This is a genomic window from Gordonia sp. NPDC058843 (genome assembly GCF_042743165.1).
Taxonomy (GTDB): Bacteria; Actinomycetota; Actinomycetes; order Mycobacteriales; family Mycobacteriaceae; genus Gordonia.
Genome location: NZ_JBHYNC010000050.1, coordinates 1 through 25965 on the forward strand (window position 1 = coordinate 1; position 25965 = coordinate 25965).

Genomic DNA, 25965 nt, shown 5'->3' on the forward strand with positions numbered 1-25965 from the left:
GCCAACTCGTTCCACCTTTGGGCGGGGCGGTCTCGTCTGGTGCGGACGTCAGCCGCGCGAGGGCTCGTTGGCCGCGTCGGGGTGTGCGGCGAGGCGGTCGATCGCCTCTTGCGCGATCTTCTCGGCCTGGTCGCGGCCGACCCAACCGCCCGGGTCGACCTCCTTGCCGGGCTCGAGGTCCTTGTAGTGCTCGAAGAAGTGGGCGATGGGTCCCAGCTCGTACTCGGACACGTCGGAGATGTCCTTGATGTGGTCCCAGCGCACGTCCTTGGCCGGCACGCACAGGAGCTTGTCGTCGCCACCGGCCTCGTCGGTCATCGTGTACATGCCGACGACCCGTGCGCGCACGATGATGCCGGGGAACACCGACTCGGGGAGCAGGACCAGCGCGTCGAGCGGGTCGCCGTCCTCGCCGAGGGTGCCGTCGATGTAGCCGTAGTCGGCGGGGTATCCCATCGAGGTGTACAGGTAGCGGTCGAGGTAGACCTTGCCCGTCTCGTGGTCGACCTCGTACTTGTTGCGGCCACCTTTGGGGATCTCGATGGTCACATCGAATTCCACAGTTCCTCCTGGCAGTCTTGATCGGGGATACCGCGTCGGGCCGAAACGCCCGCACGCTGCCCCAACGATACTGTTGGTCCGGCGACCTCGATGTTCGTACCCCTCCTTGGGCCGACATCCGGGCCGCTGCATGGACCGTCAACCGCGAGAGACCCGGAGGCTTTGTGGGCGCATCCACCCGAAACGGCGGTCGTTCCGGTCGCAGACTCCTGTGGTGGACGATCACCGCGGTGGTGATCCTGGCCCTCGTCGCGACGGCCTCGGTCGTGATCGCGCTCCGGCTCGACCGGGAGCCGGAACTCCCGCCGGGGATACCGCCGCAACCCGCCGCGGTCGTCGTCGACCCCCGCATCGACCCGGTTGTCGCCTCCGCGCCCGAGCCGACACCTCCCGGCGTCCTGCGCGCCATCACGCCCGCGTTGCGCAATCCCGCTCTGGGCGAGCTCAGCGGCATGATCAGCGACTCGCTCACCGGCGCGATCCTGTGGACCAGAACCCCCGACCGTCCCCGCATTCCCGCCTCGAACGCCAAGGTCCTGTCGGCTGCGGCGTTTCTCGAGGCCATGCCGCATGACGACCGACTGACGACGACGGTGGTGGCCGGCAGCAACGGGCAGGTCATCCTCCGGGGTGCGGGTGATCCCACCCTGTCCGCCCAACCCGCCGGGACCGACACCTTCTACACCGATCCGGGACGCATCGCCGATCTCGCGCGGCAGATCGAGGAGACCGGGGTCCCGGTGACCTCGGTGGCCGTCGATCTGAGCGCCTTCTCGGGTCCCACGATGGACACCACGTGGGATCGCCGGGACATCCAGGGCGGCGACATCGCGCCGATCGAATCGCTGATGGTCGACGGTGCCCGGTTGGAACCGCTCGACGAGTACTCGCCGCGCACCGCGACCCCGGGCATCATGGCGGGCGATGCCCTGGCCGCCGCCCTCGGCGTCGAAGGCCCCGTCACCGAGGTGGCCGGTACCGACGCAGCCGGCTCGGGGGACGAGCGTGTGATCGCCCAGGTCCGGTCGGCGCCGCTGGTCACCCGCGTCAACGACATGCTGCGCTACAGCGACAACGTGCTCGCCGAGACGCTCGCCGTCGAACTGTCCGTGCACCGCGGCGGACCGCCGACGCACGCCGGCGGTGTCGACGCGATCGAACAGGTGCTGTCGTCGATGTTCCCGGAGCAGTGGGCCGGGACCACCCTGCACGACGCGTCGGGGATCTCCTACGCCAACCGCACGACCCCGGAGCTGCTCGACGCGGTGATGACCGCCGCCAGCGGGCCGAGCAGGCCGGCACTGCGCCCGATGCTCGACGGTCTGCCGATTGCCGGCGGTACCGGCACCCTCGCGGACCGGTTCGACGCCTCGGACAACCCGGGCGCAGGCTGGGCGCGAGCCAAGACCGGAACACTGACCGGGGTCAGTTCGTTGACCGGCATAGTGCAGACAGTCGACGGCCGTGTGCTGTCGTTCGCCCTGATGTCCGGCGGCACCTCGCCGGCGGACGCGCGACCCGCCCTCGACGCCGTGGTGGGTCAACTGAGAGAGTGCGGGTGCCGATGACCACGTCAGGAATCGCCGAGTCGGAGACGGCCGGGACCTCTCCGGAACCCGCCGCCGGGGAGTCCGCCGACCGGGAGCGTCACCCGGGCATCGGATCGCAGATCGACTGGTCGCTGGCCGCGTCGACGGCGAAACGTCTCGCCCGCCCCGGGCCCAGGACGACTGCGTACACCTACGACGCCGCCCGGGCGGAGCTGGCCGACGCCGCCACGCGCGCCGAGGCCCCGGTGCGGGAGGTCACGGGTCTGGCCGACGGCTTGCGCGTACCGACCACCCGAGTCCTCGACCGGGCCGGCTGGATCGATGCCGCGTCCCTGTCGATGCGCTCGATGCTGGGTTCCGACGAGGAGACCGCCGACGCGGGATCACCCGGTCTGGCGGCACGATTCGGCGGCCTCCAGGCCGGCGGGTTGCTCGCATTTCTCTCCACCGCGATCCTCGGCCAATACGATCCGTTCACGCCTGACCCGGAGACCGGCGAACCCGGCGTGCTCATGGTGGTGACGCCGAACATCATCAACGTCGAACGCCAGCTCAAGGTCGTCCCGTCGGACTTCCGGTTGTGGGTGTGCCTGCACGAGGTCACCCACCGCGTGCAGTTCTCGGCCAATCCGTGGCTACGGGACTACATGCAGGACAACGTCGCGGTGCTGACCTCCGACGCCGGCGAGTCGACGACCGAGATCGTCACGCGGATGACCAAGGCGCTCAAGGGTTCCGACGGCCCGCGGGAAAAGGGCGTGATCGGCGCGATGCAGCTCCTGCAGAGTCCGGAACAGCACGCTGCGTTCCAGCGCATGATGGTCCTCGGCACTCTGCTCGAGGGGCACGCCGACCACGTCATGGATGCGGTGGGGCCGGCGCATGTGCCATCGGTGGCGCGCATCCGCGCGGCCTTCGACAAACGACGCACCGCACCGCAGAATCCGGTCCAGCGGCTCATCCGGGCCCTCATCGGCATGGACGCCAAGCTGGCCCAGTACATCCGGGGCAAGGCCTTCGTCGACGCGGTGGTCGACACCGTCGGCATGGAGCGGTTCAACACCGTGTGGACCTCGCCGGACACGATGCCGCTGCCGAGCGAGATCGACGACCCGCAGGCATGGATTCAGCGGGTCTTGTGAGGCGGGCGGTCGCGGACTTCGCGGCCGCTCATCTCTCCGGGCCGGAGGTCTGCGTGGGACTCTCCGGCGGACCGGACTCGCTCGCGCTGACCGCGGCCGCCGTCCGTGCCGGCCTCGACGTCACCGCGCTCGTCGTCGATCACGGGCTGCAGCCGGATTCCGCGCGGGTGGCCGAGGCCGCAGGCGACGTCGCGGGCACGCTCGGTGCCCGTGCCCGAATCCTCCCGGTACGCGTCGACCGGCACGGCGGTCTCGAAGCCGGGGCCCGCGCAGCCAGATACGCGGCGCTCGACGACGCTCGCGACGGCCGGCCGGTCCTGCTCGGTCACACCGCCGACGACCAGGCCGAGACCGTGCTGCTCGGGTTGGCGCGCGGGTCCGGATCACGGTCGATCGCCGGGATGCGTGCCTGGAACAACCCCTGGGCCAGACCGTTCCTCGGGGTTCGACGACAGCAGACCCTGGCGGCCTGTACCGAGTTCGGCCTCGCTCCTCACCAGGACCGGCACAACCGTGATCCACGCTTCACCCGCGTCCGCCTACGAACCGAGGTGCTGCCGCTGCTGGAGGAGGTCCTCCACGGCGGGGTCGTCGACGCGCTGGGCCGGACCGCCGAGGGGCTGCGCGCCGACAACGACGCACTCGACATGTGGGCGGCCCGCGTGCTCGTCGAAGCCAGAAGCGACGACGGCCTGGCGGTCGCACCGCTGCGGGCCACGCCGCAAGCGGTCCGGACCCGGGTGCTGCGGGCCTGGCTGCTCGACGTCGGGGCGACGGAGCCGACCCATCGGGTGATCTCTGCGGTGGCGGGGCTCATGGACACACGCGACGCCGGCGGCGACCGGGCTCAGGTCGCCATCGGCGGCGACCCCGACGTGCGCCGCGTCATCGTCCGCGACGGCGAGACATTGACGGTCCGCCTCACCGTGAGGTGAGACGGACCGTCGCGGGAAACGTGTGCCGGGTCAGCGGCGAGGCGGAACGAACGGCGAGTTGATCGTCTCGAAGTAGTGAATGCCGGCACCGATCAGCGTGCCTCCGCCGCCGAGTGCGAGGCCGGCAAGTGCTCCGGCTGCCGTGCCGAGCGGAATTCCCGCAAGGATGCACCCGATGGGGGTAGTGGTCACACCCAGGATGACGCACCCCAATGTCGCGCCCAGAATCCCGCCGACAACCGTTCCGATGAGCGAGGACACGGTCATACCGGCGCGGAGTTGTGATTGAAATCGATCGAGGGCGTCATCGTCGCGTTCCTGCCGCGTCTGCGGAGCCGCGACATTGTGCCGGGCCACGCCGCGCAATTTCTCGACCTCGGTCGGATCGAGCGCCGTCGATCGCGAGACCTCCCGGGACGGAATGAGGGTCACCTTGTTCCCCGCGGTCCGGGTGTCGATCGGAAACTGCCGGAATTCGTTGCGGTAGCTGAGCGGCATGCGGAAGAGCTCGGCGCCCGCGATATCGCGAATCGTCAGATTCCCGTTCTTCGTGCTCACCGATGCGTTGTGCACCGTCAGAGTCAGGGCCGAATTGTTCCACGAGGCATCGTAGGTCGCGGGTGCAGGCCGTTGAGGTGCAGCTTCGGCGGTGGTGGCGAATACCGTGACGACCGCGGTGACCAAGCAGAGAATGGCGCTGAGGCGTTTTTTGCGCAAGGGGGTACGCGAGGTGGGGAACACGAATGCTCCTTCTTGTCCACACAGGACAGGGCGAGAGAAGGGAGGGGATTTCAGAGGTCTGGTGCTCAGCTCTCTGTTTCTGAGAATGTCAGACGCTTGATCCACATCGAAACGCAACCACTCGGAATGGTGCCCGTGTGATGAGTTGTTATGTGACTGTTATCTACATAGCAATTTCGCGAAATATCGGTGTGAAAACGCCGAAATGGTGTGAGCAGGCAATTCTTCGAAAAACCGCAGGCGGCCACCGGTCTTTTCCTCGATGGACGGCCGCCGAGCTCGGTACGGCACCCGTTCGTCGACGGAACGGCAAAACATGACAAGCTGGGATCGTGCAGTTTGCCGATCCGTACGCCGCTGACATCGACGCTGTCCTGATCACCGAGGAAGAGATCAAGCAGCGCACCGCCGAACTCGCCCAGTCCGTGGCGTCGCGCTATGCCGACATCGAAGAGGATCTGGTCCTCATCGGTGTCCTGAAGGGCGCGATCATGTTCATGACGGACTTCGCGCGGTCACTGCCGATCCCGTCGCAGATGGAGTTCATGGCGGTGTCGAGCTACGGGTCGTCGACCTCGTCGTCGGGCGTGGTCCGGATTCTCAAGGACCTCGATCGCGACATCGAGGGACGTGACGTACTGATCGTCGAGGACATCATCGACTCCGGTCTGACGCTGTCCTGGCTGATGAAGAACCTCGCCACGCGGTCGCCACGCAGCCTCGAGGTGTGCGCGTTGCTGCGCAAGCCCGATGCCGTGCGCTCGACGATCCGGGTCGCCGACGTCGGTTTCGACATCCCCAACGAGTTCGTCGTCGGGTACGGCCTCGATTACGCCGAGCGGTACCGCGACCTGCCCTACATCGGCCGCCTGAAGCCGTCGGTGTACACGCACTGACGCGTCTGCGCGCACAACGCGGCGCCTGTGGGCCCCGACCTGCGAGGGAACGGTTTCACCAGCGTGATCGTTGACCGGTAGCCTCAATGTGTACGTCGACGGGAAGGACATGGGAACGGCGTCGGCACCGGGACTCGATCCCGTGAGCCCGCTCGACCCCCACCAACTGGCATGAACCGTAAGACAGTCTTCCGTAACCTCGCCATCCTGGCGCTCATCCTGCTCGCCCTCTGGGGCTGGAGCGTGATGAGCGACTCCGGCCGCGAGTACCGCGGCGTCGACACCTCCGTCGCACTGCAGCAGCTCAACGACAAGAACACCAAGTTCATCAGCATCGACGACCGCGAGCAGCAGCTCCGGATCGAGCTCAACTCGCCGGTCAAGGTCAACGACGCGGACACCGACAAGATCAGCGCCAAGTACCCGGCGCAGGCGGGTGACCAGGTCTTCGAAGCTGTTCAGGGTACCGGTGCCCCGTACACGACCAACGTCAACGAGCAGTCCGTCCTGTGGCAGATCCTCATCTTCGTGCTCCCGATGATCCTGCTGTTCGGCTTGTTCTTCTTCGTGATGAGCCGCATGCAGGGCGGTGGCCGCGGCGGCGTCATGGGATTCGGCAAGTCGAAGGCCAAGCAACTCACCAAGGACATGCCGAAGACGACCTTCGCCGATGTCGCCGGCGCGGACGAGGCCGTCGAAGAGCTCTACGAGATCAAGGACTTCCTGCAGAACCCGGCGCGCTACCAGGCACTGGGCGCGAAGATCCCGCGTGGTGTGCTGTTGTTCGGACCACCCGGAACGGGTAAGACGCTGCTGGCCCGCGCGGTCGCCGGCGAGGCGGGTGTCCCGTTCTTCACCATCTCCGGTTCGGACTTCGTCGAGATGTTCGTCGGTGTCGGCGCGTCCCGCGTGCGGGACCTGTTCGAGCAGGCCAAGAACAACAGTCCGTGCATCATCTTCGTCGACGAGATCGACGCCGTCGGTCGTCAGCGCGGCGCGGGCCTCGGTGGCGGTCACGACGAGCGGGAGCAGACGCTCAACCAGCTCCTCGTCGAGATGGACGGCTTCGGCGACCGCACGAACGTCATCCTGATCGCGGCCACCAACCGCCCCGACATCCTCGACCCGGCGCTCCTGCGTCCCGGCCGATTCGATCGACAGATCCCCGTCGGTAACCCGGACATGGCCGGTCGCCGCGCGATCCTCAAGGTCCACGCCAACGGCAAGCCGATCGACTCCGACGCCGATCTCGACGGCCTGGCCAAGCGCACGCCGGGGATGTCCGGCGCAGACCTGGCCAACGTGGTCAACGAGGCTGCGCTGCTCACCGCGCGGGAGAACAAGCAGACGATCACCGCCGAGGCACTGGAGGAGGCGGTCGACCGTGTCATCGGCGGTCCGCGCCGCAAGTCCCGCATCATCAGCGAACACGAGCGCAAAGTCGTGGCCTACCACGAGGGCGGTCACACCCTGGCCGCGTGGGCGATGCCGGACCTCGACCCCATCTACAAGGTCACGATCCTGGCGCGCGGGCGGACCGGCGGACATGCGCTGGCGGTCCCCGAACAGGACAAGGACCTGATGACCCGCTCGGAGATGATCGCGCGCCTCGTGATGGCGATGGGTGGTCGGGCCGCCGAGGAACTCGTGTTCCACGAGCCGACGACGGGTGCGTCGTCCGACATCGACCAGGCGACGAAGATCGCCCGGGCGATGGTCACCGAGTACGGCATGAGTTCGAAGCTGGGCGCGGTGCGTTACGGCCAGGATCAGGGCGATCCGTTCCTCGGACGTTCCATGGGCTCGCACACCGACTACTCCGCGGAGATCGCGAGCGAGATCGACGACGAGGTGCGCCGGCTCATCGAGGCCGCGCACACCGAGGCGTGGGCCATCCTGAACGAGTACCGGGACACCCTCGATGTGCTCGCGACCCAGCTCCTGGAGAAGGAGACGCTGACCCGCAAGGACCTCGAGAAGATCTTCTCCGACGTCGACAAGCGCCCGCGGATCACCACCTTCAACGACTTCGGCGAGCGCACTCCCAGCGACAAGCCGCCGGTGAAGACGCCGGGCGAGCTGGCCATCGAACGCGGTGAGCCGTGGCCGCCGCCGGAGCAGGCCAAGATCCCGGAGCCGGTGGGTGCCGGTTATCCCGGTGGGCCCCAGGTCCCGGGTCAGGTGCCGAACTATCCGCCGATGTACCCCGAGCCGGGGACGTCGGGCGGACCGATGCCGCCGACTCAGGGCAACCCCGAACCCCGATACCCCGACCCCGGGTATCCGAACCCGCACCATCCGAATCCCCAGTATCCCAACCCGAATCATCCGAACCCGAACTATCCGAACCCGCAATACCCCGGCCCGGGATACCGGGATCCGGGTGCAGGTCCGGCGGTGCCCGGGTCGGGCGGGCCGTACGCGGGCGGCACGCGTCCGGACTACGGCGCGCCCCGGGACTGGTCGGCCCCCGGCTGGCCGCCTGAGCCCGATCCACGTCCGGGTCGCAACGGCGACACCAATGGCTGGGGACGACGCGCCGATGACGACGACTCGCGGCCGAGTTCGTAAAGTGGCCGGATGAGCATCAGCGAGCGGCGGGACGCCGTACTCGAGGGACCTCGATCGGACTTCGACCAGGCGCGAGCCGAAGCGGCGGTTCGCGAGTTGCTGCTCGCCGTCGGCGAGGACCCGGACCGGGAGGGTCTGCTCCGGACCCCGACGCGGGTGGCGAATGCGTACCGGGAGATGTTCGCCGGTCTGTACACCGAGCCCGACGATGTCCTCGCCACGACATTCGACGAGGATCACGATGAGCTCGTGCTGGTGAAGGACATCCCCATGTACTCCACCTGTGAGCACCACCTCGTGTCGTTCCACGGGGTCGCCCACGTCGGTTACATCCCCGGTGCGTCGGGGCGGGTCACCGGATTGTCCAAACTGGCACGGCTCGTCGACCTGTACGCGAAGCGCCCGCAGGTCCAGGAGCGGCTGACGAGCCAGATCGCCGACGCGATGATGCGCAGGCTCGAGCCCCGCGGGGTGATCGTGGTGATCGAGGCCGAGCACCTGTGCATGGCGATGCGGGGAATCCGCAAACCCGGCGCGACGACCACGACGTCCGCGGTGCGCGGCATCTTCAAGACCAGTGCGGTGTCCCGCGGTGAAGCTCTCGACCTGATCACCCGGTGACGACGGCGCACGCGGTCCCCGCAGGCGGCGGAATGCGCCGGACCCTCGTCATGGGTGTCCTCAACGTCACCGCCGATTCGTTCTCCGACGGTGGTCGGTACCTCGACGCCGATGCGGCGATCGCGCACGGACTCGAGTTGATCGAGCAGGGTGCCGACCTCATCGACGTGGGTGGCGAATCCACCCGCCCCGGCGCGGTCCGGGTCGACCCCGAACTCGAGACGGCGCGCGTCGTCCCGGTGATCAGCGAGCTCGCCGCGCGCGGGGTGACCGTCTCGGTCGACACGATGCGTGCCCCGGTGGCCGCGGCTGCCGTCGAGGCGGGCGCGGCGATCGTCAACGACGTCTCGGGCGGACGTGCCGACGCCGGCATGGCGCGGGTTGTCGCGGAGGCGGGGCTGCCCTGGATCCTGATGCACTGGCGCCCGGCCGGCGACAGTGCCGACCGGCGTTTCACTCACCGCAGCGGAGATGTCGGGGGTTATCGGGATGTGATCGCCGAGGTCAGCGGCGAGTTGCTCGCCCAGGTCGATGCCGCGGTGTCGGCGGGTGTCGATGCGGACCGGCTGATCCTGGACCCGGGACTGGGTTTCGCCAAGACGGCCGAACACAATTGGGCCCTGTTGCACGCGTTGCCCACGTTGACCGGCCTCGGCTTCCCTGTTCTCGTCGGGGCCTCCCGCAAACGTTTTCTCGGTACATTGCTGAGCCACGATGGCGTGGACCGGCCGCCCGCCGGGCGGGATGTGGCCACCGCGTCCGTGTCCGCACTCGCCGCCGCCGCCGGTGCGTGGGGGGTACGCGTGCACGATGTCGCGAGCAGTCGCGACGCCGTCGCGGTCGCCGCGGCCTGGCGCGCCGGCGGTTCCCGAACCTCATCACCGGTAGGAGAGTCGAATGGCTGACCGTATCGAGCTGCGCGGGCTGAAGGTCCGAGGCAATCACGGCGTGTTCGACCACGAGCGGGCCGACGGCCAGGACTTCTTCATCGACGTCGTGCTCTGGCTGGACCTGCAGGCCGCAGCGGAGTCCGACGACCTGGCCGACACCGTCGACTACGGCGCGCTCGCGCAGCAGGTCGCGGGGATCGTCGGGGGCGAACCCCGCAATCTCATCGAGAAGGTGGGGGCCGAGGTCGCGGACTCGATCATGAGCGATGAGCGCATCAGCGCCTGCGAGGTCACCGTGCACAAGCCGTCGGCGCCGATCCCGCTGACGTTCGACGACGTCGCGGTGGTGACCCGACGTTCCCACAAGGCTGCGCGATGAGCCGCGCGGTACTCTCGGCGGGCTCCAACGTGGGCGATCCGACCGCTCACCTGCGGTCGGTCGTCGAGGGCTTCGCCGGCGAGCTCGTCGCGGTGTCGCAGATGTATTCGACGCCGCCGTGGGGTGGGGTCGAGCAGGACGATTTCCTCAACATCACTCTCGTCGTCGACGGCCCGTACGAGGCCCGGCAATGGCTCGAGCGTGGTTTCGAATTGGAGCGGGCGGCCGACCGCACGCGGGAAGTTCGCTGGGGACCAAGAACTCTGGATGTCGATGTGATCACGGTGTCCGATTCGGGCGAGGTCGTCGTCAGCGACGACCCGGACCTCACGCTGCCGCATCCCCGTGCTGCGCAACGGGCTTTCGTGCTCGTCCCGTGGCTCGAGATCGAACCCGACGCCATCCTGTGGACGCCGGACGGCGGGCGAGCGGTGTCCGATCTCGTCGCCGAACTCGACGCCGCCGAGCGGACCGCGGTGCGCGGAGTCGGTCGCCTGACCGGGGTCGAGAAGTGAGCGCACCCGATCCGCGCCGGCCGGAGCAGGACGACGATCAGACCGGTCTCGGACCCACGCGGGTTCGCGATCTGGCGGTGATCGCGGTGGTCACGGCGATCACCGCGTGGATCCTGGTGCGATACAACTACTCCGATTTCCCGCCGCTGCCGCTGCTCGCCGGTGTGGTGCTGTATGTGCTTGCGGCACTCGAGATCGTGATCGCCTTCGTCGTCCGCTCCCGCGTCGAGTCCCGGGACGTGGGCAGCGCGCGCGGGCAGTTGCATCCGCTCACGGCCGCACGAGTGCTGGCCCTGGCCAAGGCTTCTGCGATCCTCGGCGCGATCGCGATCGGGGTGTGGCTGGGCCTGCTGGCGTTCCTGCTCGGCCAGCATGATCTGGCTGCTGCCGACCACGACCGGCCGGGTGCGATCGTCGGACTGATCGGCGGGGTGCTCCTCGTCGGCGCGGCGCTCTGGCTCGAGTACTGCTGCCGAGCCCCGGACGACCCGTCTGCGGTGGGCGATTCGTGACGGTTGCCGGAAGCGACGCGATGGTCCGCGGCGCACCGCCTAACATGCGGACTATCTGAGAAACTCCGCACCCGCCTGACGTCCGAATGTACTCACAGCGGGTAAATTCACGATCATGACGACCTCGAACGGCCGTGCCGCCGACTCGCGCCGCTCGAGTCGGTCGACGGCTCAGTGGTTGCTCGGCCTGTTGATCGTGCTCGCGTTGATCGCCAGCATTCTGATGGTCTTCACCGATCGCCTGTCGATCACCGGTTCGCTGGCGGTCATCGCGGCGTTGTGGGCGGCCGTCATCGGCGCGATCCTGGTGACCAAGTTCCGGCGCCAGGCCGAGAGCGCGGAGGCGAAGAGCCGAGATCTCCGACTCGTCTACGAACTGCAGTTGGAGCGAGAGATCGCTGCGCGTCGTCAGTACGAACTCGACGTCGAGACCACCATCCGCAAGGAGGTCACCGCCGAGTCGAACGAAGAACTCTCCGAGCTGAAGACCCAGGTCCTCGCGTTGCGCTCCAGTCTGGAGATGCTCCTCGGCGAGCCGCTCCCGGATCAGCGGGTGGCGCTGTCGAGCGAGAAGATGCGCGAACTGGCCTCGGGCCTGAACGACGAATCTCGCAGGGGCCGTCGATCGGGCGCATCTTTCGGCGGTGACTACTCCGGCGATCTCGGGGGCGTGTCCTTATATGGCGCGACCTACGCCGACGACGGCGTGCTCGCCGCCCGCGACTTCGCCGCGACCGCGCCCACCTCGGACGACGGCCGACATACGGGACCGGTCGACCCCAACGAGATGACCGAGGTGATCCCGATCGTCACCGACGATCCGATCTCAGGCCGTATCGCCACCGAGGTCTCGCCCGACGACACATCGGTGACGAACGCGCCGACCGATTCCGTAGGCGCCGGCCGGATGTCCGGCGGCGAGGCGTCCGGCCCGGATGCGCCTGACGTGGATGTTGCCGACGCGGATGTGTCCGACGCCGAGATCGTCGACACCGATCATCCCGATACAGGCGGGACTGCTTCGCCGGACGCCGGGGCCGCTGGTGTCGGGGGAGCCTCGGGCGTGGGCGCCGGCGAATCCGCGTCGCTGCCGTTCTCCGGTGGCTTCTATCTCGGGAATGCCGCCGAGGCGCCGGCCGCGCGCCCCGCGGAGGCGGAGTCCCGGGTCCCTGCCCCGGATCAGCCCCTCTACACCGACGACACCCCGACCGATGAGTGGGCGACCGCGACGCCGACGGCCGACGACGCCTCACGGGCCGAGTCGCCGCAGGCCGCCGACGCCGACGAGGTGGAACCGCCGGCGTTCCTCGGAGCCGCGGGACGGCACGAGAACCCGCCCGGTGGTCGGTCGGCCGAGTCCTACGGTGGTGGCCGTCGACGCCGTGCGGCTGACGACGATGCAGAATCCGCGCACTCGGCAGGGCTGCCGGTCTCCGAACTGCTGAACCAGTTGCGGTCGCAGCCCGAGACATCCGGGGGCGGTCGGCGCCGCCGAAACGGCTGATCCACCGGGCCGAAACGCCGATCGATCCCGCAGATGGCGACGTCCGCGATCAGTCGCGCATGCTTTTTCGTCATCCGTTCGGGTCATATCTGTGACGTTGCCGCGGTTTCGCACATACGAGTTGGACGATCGCCCTACTATCCGTTCATGAGCGAGACGCTCGCTGGTGGGGAGTTCGGTCTGGGGCCCGGGTCCGGTCCGACGATGGCCGCGATCCGCCACACCGACCGCGGGACCGCGATCAAGCAATCACTGGTGAGCACGGCCCTGTTCCTACCGGTCATCGCCTGGTGGCCGACGGTGCTGTGGCTCTTCGCCTTCGACCCGCTCGACGGGACTCCGTTCCCCGAGTACTACGCGAACCTCGAGGCCAACGGCCCCGAGGCCAGCCTGCTGCTCATCTGGTCGCTTACTGCGCTGATGCCGCTGTATACGGTTCTCGTGCTGGGGATCTGGGCCAGGAGCCCGCTTCGGTCCGGAATCGCGGTGGTGATCGGCGCGGTCGGGGCGCTCGGATTCTGGGGCGGGCAGGTGCCTGTCCTCGTGCGGTCGGGGGAGTACCCGATCCTCACCTTCTGTTCGGAGAACATGCCCGCCTTCGTCGTGATGCTGATCGTGGCGTGGTCGGTGGCGCGGCGTCGTGGATTCTGGTGGGTGCTCGCGATCCCGGTCATCGCGTTGTTGGCGATCAATGCCTACGAGGGGTGGGCGTCGAACCCCGTCGACGCGATCGTCGACGGAACGGGCCGGCTGCTCAACGTCCCCGCCTCACAGGTGCTGGATCCGTTCTCGCCGAGGTTCCGGTCGCCGTTCGACGACGTCATCGACATCATCGCGGGGATCGTGACGCTGTGGGTGGTCGATTCGGTGTTCGGTGCGCTGTCCCGGCAGGGTCGGGAGCCGCCGCAGTCCAGGCCCGGGGGTCGGTGGTAGCGACGGAACCGTCTCTGCGACAACGGTTCACGTGGTCTCGACGGCATCGATCATCGCGCTTCCGACGGTGAAGACGATGAATCCCAGGCTGAGCACCATGGCGAGCGCGCACAGGGCCTGGGCGAGCCGGCCGGCCGAACCCGGCTGACCTCTTCCGGCGAGATACCAACCGGCCACACCGACCGGCAGGCCGAGTCCGCCGACGACGCTCAACGGAACCGCTGCCACCCCGCACGCCAGTGACGCGGTGGTCCGCCGCGCCGCGGGGCCGGCCGGGGGCGTGTCCAGTACGGGGAGGTCTCGCGAGGCGCGAATTGTCGAGGACTCCGGATCATGATGCGGGACAGTGTGTCCGGGAAGGCCGGAGTACGCCGTCGCGCCGGTTGCGGGGATGGCGGCGGTGGAGGCATGGGCGGTTGGCGCGTGGGCGGTGGGTGGCGGCCCGGACGGCAGCGGGACCCGCGGCGGACGGGACGTCGGTGCCAGTGGGGCGCGAGCGCGCATCGTGCGGTCGGGTCGCGGCGGTGCCGGGACGACCGCCGTGGTGTCGATCGCCGAACGGAGCTCGGCGGCAAAAGCTCCCGCCGACGGCGGCCGGTCCGCTCGATCCTTCGCCAGGCCGGCACGCACGACGTCGGACACCGCCCGCGGGACATCGGGCCGAAAAATGGACACTTCCGGGGGTGGCGTGCTGAGGTGGTGGTGGATCATCATCGCCGGAGTGCGCGCGGTGAACGGGACTGTGCCGGTGAGCAATTCGAAGACGCTACACGAGAGCGAGTACACGTCGCTGCGAGCGTCGAGGGCCGCGGCCGAGAGTTGCTCGGGCGACGAATAGGGAAAAGAGCCGATCACCAGATCCGTCGAGGTGAGCGAGGTGGCGCCGCCGTCCGTCGGCCGCGCGATGCCGAAGTCGGCCAATCTGATCCGCTGTTGCGGCGCGCTCCCCGGAAACACCGGGTCGGACTCCTCGGCGCTGATCAGGATGTTCGCCGGCTTGACGTCGCGGTGGAGCAGTCCGGATCGGTGTGCGTGGTCGAGCGCGGAACCGATGGCGTCGCCCACGGCCGCGACCTCGGCGAGCGGGAGTCCTCTGGGGGTCGTGGACAGCAGGGCTGCGGCGTCGGTGCCCGGCACATACTGCATCGAGATCCAGAGTCGTCCGTCCACCTCGCCCCGGTCGTAGACGCTGACGATGCAGGGATGGTCGAGCTGGGCGGCGAGGTCGGCCTCGCGGGTGAACCGGGCGCGGAACGTCGGGTCGGTGGAGACGTGTTCGGCCAGGACCTTGATGACGTCGTGGCGGGGGAGTCGGGGATGGCGGACGAGGTAGACCTCGCCCATTCCGCCGGCGCCGATCTTGCGCACGACCGTGTATCCGGCGAACTCTGTGCCCGGTTCCAAGCTCATGGGCGGACCTTCGTGTGTTCGGGGCGTGTCGGCGCGGACGGTGGCCGCCTCAGACTACGCCGCTCCGGCGCAGGTCATCGATGGTTCTGTCGTTCGGTCGACAGGACGCCGGTCCGCCCCGACCGGACGTCGAGGTGACACCTGTCACAGACGTTGGCACCGACCGCGGTGTCGGACCTACTCTTGCTCTGCAACGTCTGGTACCCGTGCCGACGCCGCCGCGATGAGTTCCGCTCACGCGACCGGCGATCCCGGCAGAGGCGGGACTGGAACGACACTCTGGAGGACAGCGGTGACCTCACCGAGCGGTGATGCCGGTATGCCGTCGGCACGGCGAGCCGGTGGCGACGACGCCCTCGGCGATGGTCTGCATCCTGGTCACGCCCTCGCGGACGACGCGTATTCAGGGTCCGCTCTCACCGATCCCTTTCCCGGCATGACCAACCTGCCGGCACCCGCCCGGCTGACCGTCGGCCTCGTGTCCGCCGGCCGCGTCGGGACGGCGTTGGGCGAGGCCCTGGAGAAGGCCGGGCACGTGGTCGGTGCCGTGGTGGCCCGCTCGCCCGAGTCGTGCGGCCGAGTGGCGCGTCGGCTCCCTGACTCCGAGATCCTCGATCTCGACGAGGTCGTCGCGCGGTCCGAGTTGCTGCTGGTCAGCGTGCCCGACTCCGATCTGGGCGCCGTCGTCGAGCAGATCGCGACGTCCGACTCGCTCCGGCCCGGGACGATCGTCGCGCACACCGCGGGTGCGCACGGGGTGGCCGTACTGCAGCCGGTGACCGACCGCGGGGCACTCGGGATCGCGCTGCACCCCGCGATGACGTTCGTCGGCTCGGAGGACGACACCGCGCGCCTCACCAACGCCTGCTTCGCGATCACCGCCGCCGATGCGGTCGGCGAGGCCATCGCGTCGTCGCTGGTCCTGGAGATGGGCGGCGACCCGGTACGGATCGCCGAAGCCGACCGGACGCTCTACCACGCCGCACTCGCGCACGGTGCCAACCACCTGATCGCCCTGATCTCCGACGCGGTCCTCGCACTGAACGCTGCGATCGATCACTCCGGCCGCGACACCGCGACCGTCGACGGACACGGCAACCGCCTTGCCGAACGCATCCTCGGACCGCTGGTCGCGGCGTCGTTGCGCAATGTGCTGGAACTCGGTCCATCGGCGCTGACCGGGCCCGTCGCCCGCGGGGATGCGCCCGCGGTCACCCGCCACCTGGCGGCCCTGCGCACCGTCCCCGGTGGCGACGGACCGCACGGCATCGCCGACGCGTACCGCACCCTCGCCCGACGCGCCGCGGACCACACCGATGCGCCGCAGGCGTTGATCGACGCACTGGAGGACCGATGACAGCAGCAAGCGGAGGAGATGGCGTGAGCGGCTCGCTCGACGAACAGCCCACCTATTCGGCCGGTCACATGACTGTGCATCGGGAGCCTGCGTCGCTGAGCCGCGTCACCCGGGCGCTGCGCGCTGCGGGCAAGCGCGTCGTGCTCGTTCCGACCATGGGCGCCCTGCACGCCGGCCATCTCCAACTGGTCCGGGCCGCCAAGACCAAGGGCAACACGGTCGTGGTGGTGTCCGTCTTCGTCAATCCGTTGCAGTTCGGCGCCGGCGAAGACCTCGACGCCTACCCGCGCACCCTCGATGCCGACCTCGCACTGCTCGAGCCGCTGGGCGTCGAGCTGGTGTTCGCGCCGTCCGCGTCGTCGATGTACCCGAACGGTCCGCGGACGACGGTGCACCCCGGCGAGGCCGGGGGAATCCTCGACGGCATCTCGCGACCGACGCACTTCTCGGGGATGCTGACCGTGGTCCTCAAGCTGCTCAACATCGTCGGACCGAATGCGGCGTTCTTCGGCGAGAAGGACTATCAGCAGCTGGTGCTCATCAAGCAGATGGTGACCGATCTGAACCTCGACGTCGACATCGTGGGGGTACCGACCGTCCGCGAATCCGACGGGCTGGCGATGTCGTCGCGCAACCGCTACCTCACCCCGGAGCAGCGGGAGCTGGCGACGGCGCTCTCGGCCTCGCTCGTCGCCGGTGCCCATGCGGCCGAAGGTGGACGCGACGCCATTCTCGCCGCCGCGCGGGCGGTTCTCGCCACGGTGCCGGAGATCGAGGTCGACTACCTGGCCCTGCTCGGACGCCAGCTCGAGGAACCACCGGAGAAGGGGCCCGGACGCCTTCTCGTCGCGGCCCGGCTCGGCAACGCACGCCTGATCGACAACGTCGGTGTGGCAGTCGGCGGGATCGCCGCGCTCGAAGAAGAAATTGCCTGGACCAATGCCACCACAACCACCACAGAGGGACGATGACCATGTTGCGCACCATGATGACCTCGAAGATCCACCGCGCCACCGTGACCCAGGCCGATCTGCACTACGTCGGTTCGGTGACGATCGATTCCGACCTGCTCGACGCCGCGGGGCTCCTCGAGGGTGAGCAGGTCACCATCGTCGACATCGACAACGGTGCGCGGCTGGTGACCTATGCGATCGCCGGTGAGCGCGGCAGTGGTGTCATCGGGATCAACGGTGCGGCAGCACATCTCGTCCATCCGGGCGATCTCGTCATCATCATCGCCTACAGCATGCTCGACGCGGCAGAGCTGCGGGAGTACTCGCCGAACGTCGTGTTCGTCGACGCGCAGAACCGCATCGTGACGACGGGCGACGATCCGGCCGATGTGCCCGAGGGGTCGGGTCTGCTCGACCCGCGGCACCTCGACAGCCCGCTCTTCGCCGACGCTTCTCGCTGACGCGGCACCGAGCTCCGATGCTGCTCACCGTCGACGTCGGCAACACCAACATCCATCTCGGTGTCTACGCCGGGGCCGGGGATCATGCACGCCTCGTGCGTGACTGGCGCATCCACACCGACCCGCATTACACCGCAGACGAATTGGCGTGGGCGTTTCGCGGCATGCTCGGCGACGACATCGACCAGGTGACCGGTGTGAGTGCGTTGTCGACGGTGCCGTCGTTGCTGCGCGAGCTACGCGTCATGGTGCCGCGCTACTTCGGCAGCGGTCCGCACGTGCTGCTGGAACCAGGCGTGCGCACCGGAGTTCCCCTCCTGGTCGACAATCCCAAGGAGGTCGGCACCGACCGGGTCTCCAATTGTCTGGCTGCCCATCACGAATTCGGCGGTCCCTGCATCGTGGTCGCGTTCGGCACCGCGACGGTCGTCGACGCGATCTCGGCGTCGGGCGAGTTCCTCGGTGGGGCGATCGCGCCCGGGGTGAATCTCGCCGTGGAGGCGCTCTCCGAGCACACGGTGACCGTTCGGAAGGTCGAGTTGATGCCGCCGCGCGGCGTGCTCGGCAAGAACACCGTCGAGGCGCTGCAGTCGGGCATCCTGTACGGCTTCGCCGGTCAGGTCGACGGGTTGGTCGACCGCGTCTGCGACACCGTCCCAGGATTCGACGGTGACGACGTGACCGTGGTCGCGACCGGCTACCTGGCCCCCCTCATGTTCGACGAATGTCGTTCGCTCACCGACCATCACCCGCACCTGACCCTGGAGGGCCTGCGCCTGGTCCATGAACGGGCGAAGGCCAATCCGCGTCGCGGCAAGTAGGGGTCGAGCGGCCGTCAGCGGTGAGCGCGGAGCGCTGCTTCGGTGTAGGCCGTGATTCGATCGGTCAGTTCGGGACCGGTCAGGTCGGTACCGGCAAGCTGATGTACCTGGGCGTCGACGGCCGCAAACGCGAGCCGTAGGTCGGTGGCCGCGGACTCCGCCGACCAGCCGTCGGCAACGAGATGGGCGCTCAGCCGGTCGATCAGTGTCTCGACGAGGGCGGTGTATCCGGTGGCGAGGCGCCCCGGGTCGGCCAACTCGCGCAGACGCCCGTGGGCGCGGCCGTGTGTCGAGTTCTCACGCACCGCCACCTCGATCACCGCGTGCAGGACCTCCGGCCACGGGCATGAGCCGACCGGGTTGTCGTCGAGCACCGCGGTCATCGCCCGGTCGGCGGCGTCGAGGTGGCGTGACGCGAGTTCGTCGAAGATCGCCTGCTTGTCGCCGAAGTACTGATAGATCGAACCGACCGAGACCCCGGCCTTCTCGGCGATACGGTTGGTCGTCATCTCGGCGCCCTCGGTGTCGAGAAGCTGAGTGGTCGCCTCGAGGATCATGTCGACGGTGAACGAAGAACGTTGCTGCCGTGGCCGTTTGCGCATCTGCTCGATCCTGGTGGAATGCGAGTTGTCTGGTCCCTGCGCGGTTTCGACGATGGATACATGACCCGCGAACCCGGAACCACCGAATCCTACCTTCGCTTCCTGCCCGAACCGTGGCGGTCCTCGGCCGCGGGGGTTGCGGCCGAATCCACCTGGTGGACCTGGTCGTCGAGTTCCGGCCGGTCGTGCGGGAAGGTGGATGTGCACGTCCTGCGGGCGCGCCGGAATTCGGCACCGCTACGGGTGATGCTGCTACACGGGGGCGGTGGCCACAGCGCGCTGGTCTGGCCGCTCGGCGCGATCCTCGCGAACGAGGGGTACGAGGTGCTCGCTCCCGATCTGCCGCAGTACGGGCGCACGCGGGTCGTCGATCCCGGGCGGGTTCGCTATCAGGACTGGGTCGATCTGGTCTGTGACCTCGTGGTGGCCGAGACCGACGATGACCCACGGCCGCTCGTCGTGTTGGGCGCGAGCCTCGGCGGCATGCTGGCCTACGAGGTCGCCAACCGGACCGGACGTGTGGCCGCGGTCGTCGCCACATGCCTGCTCGATCTGGCCGGCGATCCCGATGCGCGCCGCGCCGTAGCGCGCACGCCGGCGCTCGCGCGGCTCATCCCGCTGATGCCGGTGCTCGCTCGGGCCGGGGTTCTGGCGCGGGTGCGGTTCCCGATCCGCTGGGTGGCGCCGATGTCGGCGATGAGCCTCGACCCGGCGCTGTCCCGGGCGTGCGTCGAGGATCGGTTGGGTGCCGGATCGTCGGTGTCCTTGGGTTTTCTGTCGGACCTGATGACCCACGAGGTGCCTGCTCCCGAAGATCATCGCGGTCCGCGCGTGCTGCTGGCCCACCCGGCGGCCGACTCCTGGACGCCGCCGGCGGTCAGCGTGCGTTTCGCGCAGCGGATCGGGGCCCGCACCGACATCCACCTGCTGACCGGCTGTGGTCACTTCCCGGTCGAACGACCCGGCGTCGACGAGCTGGCCGACCACCTGCGCGCGCTGGCCGACGATCTCGTCGGGACACCGTGAGCCCACGGGCCGATGTCAGTGGAACGCACGCAGCAGGGGAGTGGGATCGTGATCGGCGTCGGTACCGTCGGAGTCCCGTAGCAGGGCGTCGAGGACCAGGCCGTCGAGAGCGGCGACGAGTTGCCGGGCCTCGCTGCGGGACAGGCCGCCGTCGACGAGCCCGTCGACGTAGCGGTCCCGGTGACCGACCATGGCTCGGCGCAGGTCCTCGTCTCGTGTCGCGAGCAGCATGAGCTCGTACCGTGCCTTCGTGCGGACGCGGTCGGTGCCGAGCCAGCGGACGACCACCTCGCGCGTGGACTCGCCGTCGGCGGCCCGGTCGCCGGCGAAGACGTGTTCGACGAGAGCCGCGAGAAAACCACTCTGACCGCCGAAGTGGTGCCGGACACTTCCGTGCGGCACCCCCGCCGCGTCCTCGACGGCGCGTGCGGACGCCTGGCGGATGCCGACGGTGCCGATGAGGGTGATGCCGGTGTCGAGCAGCAGGTCGCGGGTCGAAGCATTCGCTGATTTCTCCACACGGAGAAGTTTATCTGCTACCGTTCTTCTCCATGTGGAGAAGAAACTCATGAAGGTCGTCGTGGTGGGCGCCGGGATCGCCGGGCTGTGCACAGCTGCGGGACTCGCGTCGACCGGTGCGCGCGTCACGGTCGTCGAGCGCGCTCCCGAGGTGCGAGGCGGGGGAGCGGGCCTGAGCATCTTCGGAAACGGAATCCGCGCGCTCGACTCACTCGGGTTGCGGTCGGTGATCGGCGACGCCCCGGCGCCGACCCCGCCGGCGAGTGGGACCCGGACACCGGACGGTCGGTGGCTCAGCCGGTTCGATCCGTCGTCGCTGGCCGACATGCGCGTCGTGCGCCGCACCGATCTGCACGCCGCCCTGCTCGGGGCCGTGACCGACGTCGCGGACATCCGGACGGGTTCCGGGGTCGGGGACATCGCGCCCGAGAGCGGTCTCGTGCGGCTGGACGACGGAACCGAGATCGGTGACTGCGACCTGATCGTCGGCGCGGACGGCCTGCGTAGCCGGGTACGCGGCGCGATCGTCGAGGACCCGGGCGTCCGCCGCTGCGGATACTCGGCGTGGCGGGCCGTCACGTCGACCCCGGTGACGGTCGACGCCGCGGGCGAGACAACGGGAGCCGGGGCGCGGTTCGGGATCGCGCCGCTGCCCGACGGGCACGTCTACTGGTTCGCCTCGGTGTCGATCACGGGGGACGGTGCCGACGGTGGACTCGACGAGGTGCGGCAACGGTTTTCGGGGTGGCACCGCCCGATCGGCGAGCTGCTGGACGCCACCGACCCGGCGACCGTCGGGTACCTGCCGATCGAAGAGCTCGCCGCGCCGTTGCCGACCTTCGTGGGATCGGGCGGGCCGTGCGGGTGCGTCCTCGTCGGCGACGCCGCGCATGCGATGACCCCGAATCTGGGTCAGGGGGCCAACCAGGCTATGGAGGACGCGGCCACCCTCACGGCCCTGCTCGCCCGGTTCGGTCGCGACGGTCTCGACGACGCGCTGCGTGCCTACGACCGGCTTCGGCGGCCGCGGACCCAGCGGATCGCTCGGCAGGCGTCGATGATCGGCCGGGTGGGACAGCTGCGTGCCGCGCCCGCCGTCTGGGCGCGTGACCTGGCCCTGCGCATGACGCCCGACGCCCTCCTCACTGCGCAGATGCAGCGGGTGCAGCAGTGGACGCCGCCGGAGGTTTGACGATCGTCGACCGATCGGGGTCTGGTCCGCCGGACGGGCCTGTGGCATACTCGTCGCCGTGATCATGAGCTGTCAGGAGTGTTGTCGGGGCTAGTTCCGCGTCTGCGGCTGCCCTACTTCGCGCTCCCCGCTCGATCTCGATCACTTCAGGACGTCTCTCATGACCGCTTCGGTTGTTTCTCCTGCCCTTGCTTCTTCCGCCGCGTCGGTGTTCGCCGTCGCACCGCCGACCGTCGCCCCGGCTCCTTCGGCTCCGTTGTCTCTGCGGGTCGAGGACTACGCGTCCGCGGTCGCCGCCGGCGCCACCCCCGTCGACGTCCGCTCCCACCGGCGCCGCCAGCTCGACGGCGCATTGTTCGGGGCCCTGGCCGTCGATGCTGTCGAGGTGCTCGACCGGCTCACGCCCGACACCCCCGAATCGCTGCGCACCGCCCGGCCCGAATCACGGTGGATTCTCGTGAGCGAAGACGGACACGAGGCCGAATGGCTCGCCTGGCACCTCCAGGCGCGCGGTGTGCAGGGTGCGGTGTTCGTCGTCGGTGGGCACCGCCGGATGCGGTCGGCACGGGTCAACGGCCGGATCAGCCCCGACGATCTCGCCGTCATCTCCGCGCACGAGAGCTGAACCCGCCCAGCACGACCCGGTTGTGGCCGCGATCACGGCCAGGCGTTGAGTTGGGAGTCGATGACCGGCCCCGATAGGGTGCGTGGGGTGAGTGACAGCCCGACCAGCACCGCCACCCCCGAAGCGACCGACGAGCAGACTCCCGAGCAGTTGCGCATCCGCCGCGAGAAGCGTGAGCGGATCCTGGCCGAGGGTCGTGAGGCTTACCCGGTCTCCATCCCGCGCACCCACAGTCTCGGCGAGATCCGCGCGGCCTACCCCGACCTCGAGGCCGGTACCGAGACCGGACAACACGTCGGCGTCAGCGGACGCGTGATCTTCTTACGCAACAAGGGCAAGCTGTGCTTCGCGACGCTGCAAGAGGGTGACGGCACCCAGCTGCAGGCGATGGTCAGCTTCAACGGCGTCGGCGAAGAAGCGCTGGCTCGGTGGAAGTCCGAGGTGGACCTCGGGGACATCGTGTTCATCTCCGGTGAGGTCATCAGTTCGCGCACCGGCGAACTATCGGTGATGGCTGACGGCTGGCAGATGGCGTCGAAGTCGCTGCGCCCGTTGCCCGTCGCCCACAAGGACATGAACGAGGAGACGCGGGTCCGGCAGCGATACGTCGACCTCATCATGCGTCCGGAAGCGCGCAGCGTCGCCCGCACCCGCATCTCGGTGATCGCCGAACTCCGTGCGGCACTGGGGCGTCGGGGATTTCTCGAGGTCGAGACCCCGATGCTGCAGACCCTCCACGGCGGCGCCGCAGCGCGTCCCTTCGTGACCCACTCCAACGCCTTCGACATCGACCTCTTCCTGCGCATCGCACCGGAACTGTTCCTCAAGCGCTGCGTGGTCGGCGGCATCGAGCGCGTCTTCGAGATCAACCGCAACTTCCGCAACGAGGGTGCCGACTCCACCCACTCGCCGGAGTTCGCGATGCTGGAGACCTACCAGGCCTACGGCACCTACGACGACTCCGCCGTCATGATCCGCGAGCTGGTGCAAGAGGTTTCGCAGGCGGCGCTGGGTACCCAGACCCCGACCATGCCGGACGGTTCCACCTACGACCTGTCCGGCGAGTGGACCGCTCTGGAGATGTACCCGTCGCTGTCCGAGGCGCTCGGCGAGCAGATCGTCCCCGCGGGCGCCGACGGGGAGACCACCGTCGACGAGCTGCTCGCCATCGCGGCACGCGTCGGCCTCGAGATCCCGAAGGACAAGGGCTACGGACACGGCAAGCTCGTCGAGGAACTCTGGGAACACATGGTCGGTGAGAAGCTCGACCGGCCGGTCTTCGTCCGCGACTTCCCGGTCGAGACCTCGCCGCTGGTCCGCGCGCACCGGTCGGTGACCGGCGTCGTGGAGAAGTGGGACCTCTACGTGCGCGGCTTCGAGCTGGCAACCGGATACTCCGAGCTCGTCGACCCCGTCATCCAGCGCGAGCGCTTCGCCGACCAGGCCCGCCTGGCCGCCGCCGGCGACGACGAGGCGATGGTCCTCGACGAGGAGTTCCTCGCCGCGATGGAATACGGGATGCCGCCCACCACCGGCACCGGCATGGGTATCGACCGCCTGCTGATGGCCCTCACCGGCCTCGGCATCCGCGACACCATCCTGTTCCCCTTGGTGAAGCCCCGCGCCTGACGAGATCCCGGGGGTCAGGTGAGGTTGCGCTTGAGGATCTTGCCCGACGCGTTGCGGGGGAACTCGTCGACGAAGATCACCGAACGGGGGATCTTGAAGTTGGCGAGGTGCTCTTTGGCGAACGCGATGACCTGCGCCTCGTCGAGGCCGGCGTCCTTGCGGACCGTCAGGTAGGCCCGGCCCACCTCACCCAAGCGGTCATCGGGCACGCCGACGACCGCCGACTCGGTGACGCCGTCGATACGGGCGAGGGTCTGCTCGATCTCCGCGGGATAGACGTTGAACCCGCCGCAGATGTACATGTCCTTGAGACGGTCGGTGATCTTGAGGTTGCCCTGCTCGTCGATGGTCCCGATGTCGCCCGTGTGCAGCCAGCCGTCGGCGTCGATGGTCGCGGCGGTGGCGTCCGGGTCGTCGAGGTAGCCGACCATCACCATGTCACCGCGGGCCAGCACCTCGCCGTCGTCGGAGAGCCTGATCTCCATACCCGGGAACGCACGACCGCAGGTGTTGGCCACGGTCGCATCGTCGTCGGTGGGTGTACACGTCGATACGAACCCGCTCGCCTCCGTCAGCCCGTAGGCGGTGATGACGGTGTCGACGCCGAGGTCCTGCTGCAGGCGTTCGACGAGGACGACGGGCACGATCGCGGCTCCGGTGATGACGACGCGCAGGCTGGAGAGGTCGTGGTCGGCACGCTTCGGGTCGTCGAGGATGGTCTGGAAGATCGTGGGTGCGCCCGGGAAGACCGTCGCGCGTTCGTCGGACACGAGCTTCATCGCCTGATCCGGCGAGTAGACGGCGAGCGGCAGCATCGTCACGCCGAACAGGACGCACGGCAGGATGCCTGCCTTGTATCCGAAGGTGTGGAAGTAGGGGTTTACCATCAGATAGCGGTCACCGGGGTGCAACTCCGCGTTCGCGCCCCACCCGAAGGAACCGGTCAGGGTCTGCCGATGAGTTGCCAGCACGCCCTTGGACTTGCCGGTCGTCCCGGAGGTGAAGAGGATGTCGGAGATGTCGTCGGGCGATACGGCGTCGGCGCGACGGTCGGCGTCGGCCAGCGCGTCCGCGGTCTCCCGTTCGAGGAAATCGTGCCAGTCGACCGCACCTTCGGGCTCTGGGGCACCGCGGGTGAGCGGCACCCGGATGACCAGGTCGGGCATCGAGTCCCGGTGGTCGCGCAGGAGTTCGGCCGCGTGGTCGGCGCCGAGGAATTCCCCGGACACGATGACTGCACGTGCCCCGGAACGTTCGATGATCTCGACCGCCTCGCCCGCGGTGTAGCGGGTGTTGAGGGGGACAAGTGTCGCCCCGGCGTAGTGGACTCCCAAGGCCGCGACCGGCCAGTGAAAGCTGTTCGGTGACCAGATGGCGACCCGATCCCCGGCCTGTATCCCCGACGCCACCAACGCGCCTGCGAATGCGCGGACCACGCCGTGCAGTTGCGCCCAGGTCAACTCGAGACGCGGATGCGACGAAGGGTGCCACTGACCGTCGACGAGAGCGATACGGTCGGGCCAGGTCTGCGCTGCGCGTCGAACTGCGGCCGGTGTGGTGGGAGAGGGGAGAGTCTCGAGCAGCGAGGTCTGCGCCATGCGCCCCAACCTAGCACTTGCT

26 protein-coding genes are annotated in these 25965 nt (G+C 68.8%); 20 read left to right on the forward strand and 6 right to left on the reverse strand.

Translation table 11 applies throughout. From position 1 onward, the window contains the following. Positions 1–48: 48 nt before the first annotated feature. The gene (locus tag ACFW3F_RS22335; protein WP_388061331.1) at positions 49–561 is read right to left on the reverse strand and encodes an inorganic diphosphatase; all 513 of its coding nucleotides are present in this window, start codon (positions 559–561) and stop codon (positions 49–51) included. A gap of 164 nt (positions 562–725) precedes the next feature. Here ACFW3F_RS22335 and dacB point away from each other — a divergent pair, with 164 nt between their 5' ends. Genes dacB through tilS form a run of 3 tightly spaced genes read left to right on the forward strand, consistent with a single transcriptional unit; the run spans position 726 to position 4188 of the window. Continuing rightward, positions 726–2129, forward strand: a complete 1404-nt coding sequence (gene dacB / locus ACFW3F_RS22340) for a D-alanyl-D-alanine carboxypeptidase/D-alanyl-D-alanine-endopeptidase (protein ID WP_388061333.1) — start codon at positions 726–728, stop codon at positions 2127–2129. Next, positions 2126–3253: a zinc-dependent metalloprotease gene (locus ACFW3F_RS22345; protein WP_388061335.1), complete on the forward strand. Its 1128-nt coding sequence runs from the start codon at positions 2126–2128 to the stop codon at positions 3251–3253. The genes dacB and ACFW3F_RS22345 overlap by 4 nt, the downstream gene beginning before the upstream one ends. Then, positions 3232–4188 (forward strand): tRNA lysidine(34) synthetase TilS, encoded by a 957-nt coding sequence (gene tilS, locus ACFW3F_RS22350; protein ID WP_388061337.1) that lies wholly within the window; start codon positions 3232–3234, stop codon positions 4186–4188. Before ACFW3F_RS22345 ends, tilS begins: the two co-directional genes overlap by 22 nt. A 30-nt stretch (positions 4189–4218) precedes the next feature. Here the strand turns inward: tilS and ACFW3F_RS22355 are convergent, their stop codons facing one another. Then, complete coding sequence (locus tag ACFW3F_RS22355; RefSeq protein ID WP_388061386.1) at positions 4219–4929, reverse strand: glycine zipper family protein; 711 nt, start codon at positions 4927–4929, stop codon at positions 4219–4221. A 332-nt stretch (positions 4930–5261) separates the two neighbouring features. On the opposite strand from ACFW3F_RS22355, the gene hpt reads away from it, so the two are divergent. From hpt to ACFW3F_RS22400, 9 genes are all read left to right on the forward strand, one after another. Beyond that, on the forward strand, positions 5262–5825 hold the full coding sequence (hpt, locus tag ACFW3F_RS22360) for a hypoxanthine phosphoribosyltransferase (RefSeq protein ID WP_065629595.1): 564 nt from the start codon (positions 5262–5264) through the stop codon (positions 5823–5825). Positions 5826–5996: 171 nt separating this feature from the next. Further along, positions 5997–8396: an ATP-dependent zinc metalloprotease FtsH gene (gene ftsH / locus ACFW3F_RS22365; RefSeq protein ID WP_388061340.1), complete on the forward strand. Its 2400-nt coding sequence runs from the start codon at positions 5997–5999 to the stop codon at positions 8394–8396. Positions 8397–8405: 9 nt separating this feature from the next. Then, positions 8406–9017, forward strand: coding sequence for a GTP cyclohydrolase I FolE (folE, locus tag ACFW3F_RS22370; RefSeq protein WP_388061342.1), 612 nt, complete (start codon positions 8406–8408; stop codon positions 9015–9017). A gap of 50 nt (positions 9018–9067) precedes the next feature. Then, on the forward strand, positions 9068–9922 hold the full coding sequence (folP, locus tag ACFW3F_RS22375; RefSeq protein WP_388061388.1) for a dihydropteroate synthase: 855 nt from the start codon (positions 9068–9070) through the stop codon (positions 9920–9922). Next, on the forward strand, positions 9915–10286 hold the full coding sequence (gene folB / locus ACFW3F_RS22380; RefSeq protein WP_388061344.1) for a dihydroneopterin aldolase: 372 nt from the start codon (positions 9915–9917) through the stop codon (positions 10284–10286). The genes folP and folB overlap by 8 nt, the downstream gene beginning before the upstream one ends. Then, the gene (gene folK / locus ACFW3F_RS22385; protein ID WP_388061346.1) at positions 10283–10801 is read left to right on the forward strand and encodes a 2-amino-4-hydroxy-6-hydroxymethyldihydropteridine diphosphokinase; all 519 of its coding nucleotides are present in this window, start codon (positions 10283–10285) and stop codon (positions 10799–10801) included. Before folB ends, folK begins: the two co-directional genes overlap by 4 nt. Further along, positions 10798–11313 carry a DUF3180 domain-containing protein gene (locus tag ACFW3F_RS22390; RefSeq protein WP_388061348.1) on the forward strand — a complete coding sequence of 172 codons (516 nt, stop codon included), beginning with the start codon at positions 10798–10800 and terminating at the stop codon, positions 11311–11313. The genes folK and ACFW3F_RS22390 overlap by 4 nt, the downstream gene beginning before the upstream one ends. A gap of 115 nt (positions 11314–11428) precedes the next feature. After that, complete coding sequence (locus ACFW3F_RS22395; RefSeq protein WP_388061350.1) at positions 11429–12817, forward strand: DUF6779 domain-containing protein; 1389 nt, start codon at positions 11429–11431, stop codon at positions 12815–12817. 147 nt (positions 12818–12964) lie between these two features. Next, on the forward strand, positions 12965–13750 hold the full coding sequence (locus ACFW3F_RS22400) for a hypothetical protein (protein ID WP_388061352.1): 786 nt from the start codon (positions 12965–12967) through the stop codon (positions 13748–13750). A gap of 27 nt (positions 13751–13777) precedes the next feature. On the opposite strand, the gene ACFW3F_RS22405 is transcribed toward ACFW3F_RS22400, so the two are convergent. Next, positions 13778–15160, reverse strand: a complete 1383-nt coding sequence (locus ACFW3F_RS22405; RefSeq protein WP_388061354.1) for a protein kinase — start codon at positions 15158–15160, stop codon at positions 13778–13780. Positions 15161–15452: 292 nt separating this feature from the next. Between ACFW3F_RS22405 and ACFW3F_RS22410 the strand changes: the two genes are divergently transcribed. Genes ACFW3F_RS22410 through ACFW3F_RS22425 form a run of 4 tightly spaced genes read left to right on the forward strand, consistent with a single transcriptional unit; the run spans position 15453 to position 18752 of the window. Beyond that, positions 15453–16517 carry a Rossmann-like and DUF2520 domain-containing protein gene (locus tag ACFW3F_RS22410; RefSeq protein WP_388061356.1) on the forward strand — a complete coding sequence of 355 codons (1065 nt, stop codon included), beginning with the start codon at positions 15453–15455 and terminating at the stop codon, positions 16515–16517. Positions 16518–16540: 23 nt separating this feature from the next. Then, the gene (gene panC, locus ACFW3F_RS22415; protein WP_388061358.1) at positions 16541–17488 is read left to right on the forward strand and encodes a pantoate--beta-alanine ligase; all 948 of its coding nucleotides are present in this window, start codon (positions 16541–16543) and stop codon (positions 17486–17488) included. Between the two features lie 2 nt (positions 17489–17490). After that, positions 17491–17931: an aspartate 1-decarboxylase gene (gene panD, locus ACFW3F_RS22420; RefSeq protein WP_388061390.1), complete on the forward strand. Its 441-nt coding sequence runs from the start codon at positions 17491–17493 to the stop codon at positions 17929–17931. A 17-nt stretch (positions 17932–17948) separates the two neighbouring features. Beyond that, on the forward strand, positions 17949–18752 hold the full coding sequence (locus ACFW3F_RS22425; RefSeq protein WP_388061360.1) for a type III pantothenate kinase: 804 nt from the start codon (positions 17949–17951) through the stop codon (positions 18750–18752). A 14-nt stretch (positions 18753–18766) separates the two neighbouring features. Here the strand turns inward: ACFW3F_RS22425 and ACFW3F_RS22430 are convergent, their stop codons facing one another. Beyond that, positions 18767–19354 (reverse strand): TetR/AcrR family transcriptional regulator, encoded by a 588-nt coding sequence (locus ACFW3F_RS22430; protein WP_388061362.1) that lies wholly within the window; start codon positions 19352–19354, stop codon positions 18767–18769. A 60-nt stretch (positions 19355–19414) separates the two neighbouring features. On the opposite strand from ACFW3F_RS22430, the gene ACFW3F_RS22435 reads away from it, so the two are divergent. Further along, entirely contained in the window at positions 19415–20380 is a 966-nt protein-coding gene (locus tag ACFW3F_RS22435) for an alpha/beta fold hydrolase (protein WP_388061364.1), read from the forward strand. Between the two features lie 15 nt (positions 20381–20395). Here the strand turns inward: ACFW3F_RS22435 and ACFW3F_RS22440 are convergent, their stop codons facing one another. After that, a complete protein-coding gene (locus tag ACFW3F_RS22440) occupies positions 20396–20866 on the reverse strand; it encodes a TetR/AcrR family transcriptional regulator (protein ID WP_388061392.1) in 471 nt (156 codons plus the stop codon). 82 nt (positions 20867–20948) lie between these two features. Between ACFW3F_RS22440 and ACFW3F_RS22445 the strand changes: the two genes are divergently transcribed. The 3 genes from ACFW3F_RS22445 (at position 20949) to lysS (ending at position 24345) form a co-directional block, all read left to right on the forward strand. Next, a complete protein-coding gene (locus tag ACFW3F_RS22445) occupies positions 20949–22091 on the forward strand; it encodes an FAD-dependent monooxygenase (protein WP_388061394.1) in 1143 nt (380 codons plus the stop codon). Between the two features lie 160 nt (positions 22092–22251). Further along, positions 22252–22716 (forward strand): rhodanese-like domain-containing protein, encoded by a 465-nt coding sequence (locus ACFW3F_RS22450; RefSeq protein WP_388061366.1) that lies wholly within the window; start codon positions 22252–22254, stop codon positions 22714–22716. A gap of 60 nt (positions 22717–22776) precedes the next feature. Then, entirely contained in the window at positions 22777–24345 is a 1569-nt protein-coding gene (gene lysS, locus ACFW3F_RS22455; protein WP_388061368.1) for a lysine--tRNA ligase, read from the forward strand. A 14-nt stretch (positions 24346–24359) separates the two neighbouring features. Here lysS and ACFW3F_RS22460 read toward each other — a convergent pair whose 3' ends face one another. Then, positions 24360–25943 carry a FadD3 family acyl-CoA ligase gene (locus ACFW3F_RS22460; protein ID WP_388061370.1) on the reverse strand — a complete coding sequence of 528 codons (1584 nt, stop codon included), beginning with the start codon at positions 25941–25943 and terminating at the stop codon, positions 24360–24362. Between the last annotated feature and the right edge of the window lie 22 nt (positions 25944–25965).

What these genes read in the sequence shown, in the direction of transcription:
- ACFW3F_RS22345 (WP_388061335.1), top strand. Translation starts at nt 2,126, where the DNA reads ATGACCACGTCAGGAATCGCCGAGTCGGAGACGGCCGGGACCTCTCCG.
- tilS (WP_388061337.1), top strand. Translation starts at nt 3,232, where the DNA reads ATGGATTCAGCGGGTCTTGTGAGGCGGGCGGTCGCGGACTTCGCGGCC.
- ftsH (WP_388061340.1), top strand. Translation starts at nt 5,997, where the DNA reads ATGAACCGTAAGACAGTCTTCCGTAACCTCGCCATCCTGGCGCTCATC.
- folE (WP_388061342.1), top strand. Translation starts at nt 8,406, where the DNA reads ATGAGCATCAGCGAGCGGCGGGACGCCGTACTCGAGGGACCTCGATCG.
- folP (WP_388061388.1), top strand. Translation starts at nt 9,068, where the DNA reads ATGGGTGTCCTCAACGTCACCGCCGATTCGTTCTCCGACGGTGGTCGG.
- folB (WP_388061344.1), top strand. Translation starts at nt 9,915, where the DNA reads ATGGCTGACCGTATCGAGCTGCGCGGGCTGAAGGTCCGAGGCAATCAC.
- folK (WP_388061346.1), top strand. Translation starts at nt 10,283, where the DNA reads ATGAGCCGCGCGGTACTCTCGGCGGGCTCCAACGTGGGCGATCCGACC.
- ACFW3F_RS22395 (WP_388061350.1), top strand. Translation starts at nt 11,429, where the DNA reads ATGACGACCTCGAACGGCCGTGCCGCCGACTCGCGCCGCTCGAGTCGG.
- ACFW3F_RS22400 (WP_388061352.1), top strand. Translation starts at nt 12,965, where the DNA reads ATGAGCGAGACGCTCGCTGGTGGGGAGTTCGGTCTGGGGCCCGGGTCC.
- ACFW3F_RS22405 (WP_388061354.1), bottom strand. Translation starts at nt 15,160, where the DNA reads ATGAGCTTGGAACCGGGCACAGAGTTCGCCGGATACACGGTCGTGCGC.
- panD (WP_388061390.1), top strand. Translation starts at nt 17,491, where the DNA reads ATGTTGCGCACCATGATGACCTCGAAGATCCACCGCGCCACCGTGACC.
- ACFW3F_RS22425 (WP_388061360.1), top strand. Translation starts at nt 17,949, where the DNA reads ATGCTGCTCACCGTCGACGTCGGCAACACCAACATCCATCTCGGTGTC.
- ACFW3F_RS22430 (WP_388061362.1), bottom strand. Translation starts at nt 19,354, where the DNA reads ATGCGCAAACGGCCACGGCAGCAACGTTCTTCGTTCACCGTCGACATG.
- ACFW3F_RS22435 (WP_388061364.1), top strand. Translation starts at nt 19,415, where the DNA reads ATGACCCGCGAACCCGGAACCACCGAATCCTACCTTCGCTTCCTGCCC.
- ACFW3F_RS22445 (WP_388061394.1), top strand. Translation starts at nt 20,949, where the DNA reads ATGAAGGTCGTCGTGGTGGGCGCCGGGATCGCCGGGCTGTGCACAGCT.
- ACFW3F_RS22450 (WP_388061366.1), top strand. Translation starts at nt 22,252, where the DNA reads ATGACCGCTTCGGTTGTTTCTCCTGCCCTTGCTTCTTCCGCCGCGTCG.
- lysS (WP_388061368.1), top strand. Translation starts at nt 22,777, where the DNA reads ATGACCGGCCCCGATAGGGTGCGTGGGGTGAGTGACAGCCCGACCAGC.
- ACFW3F_RS22460 (WP_388061370.1), bottom strand. Translation starts at nt 25,943, where the DNA reads ATGGCGCAGACCTCGCTGCTCGAGACTCTCCCCTCTCCCACCACACCG.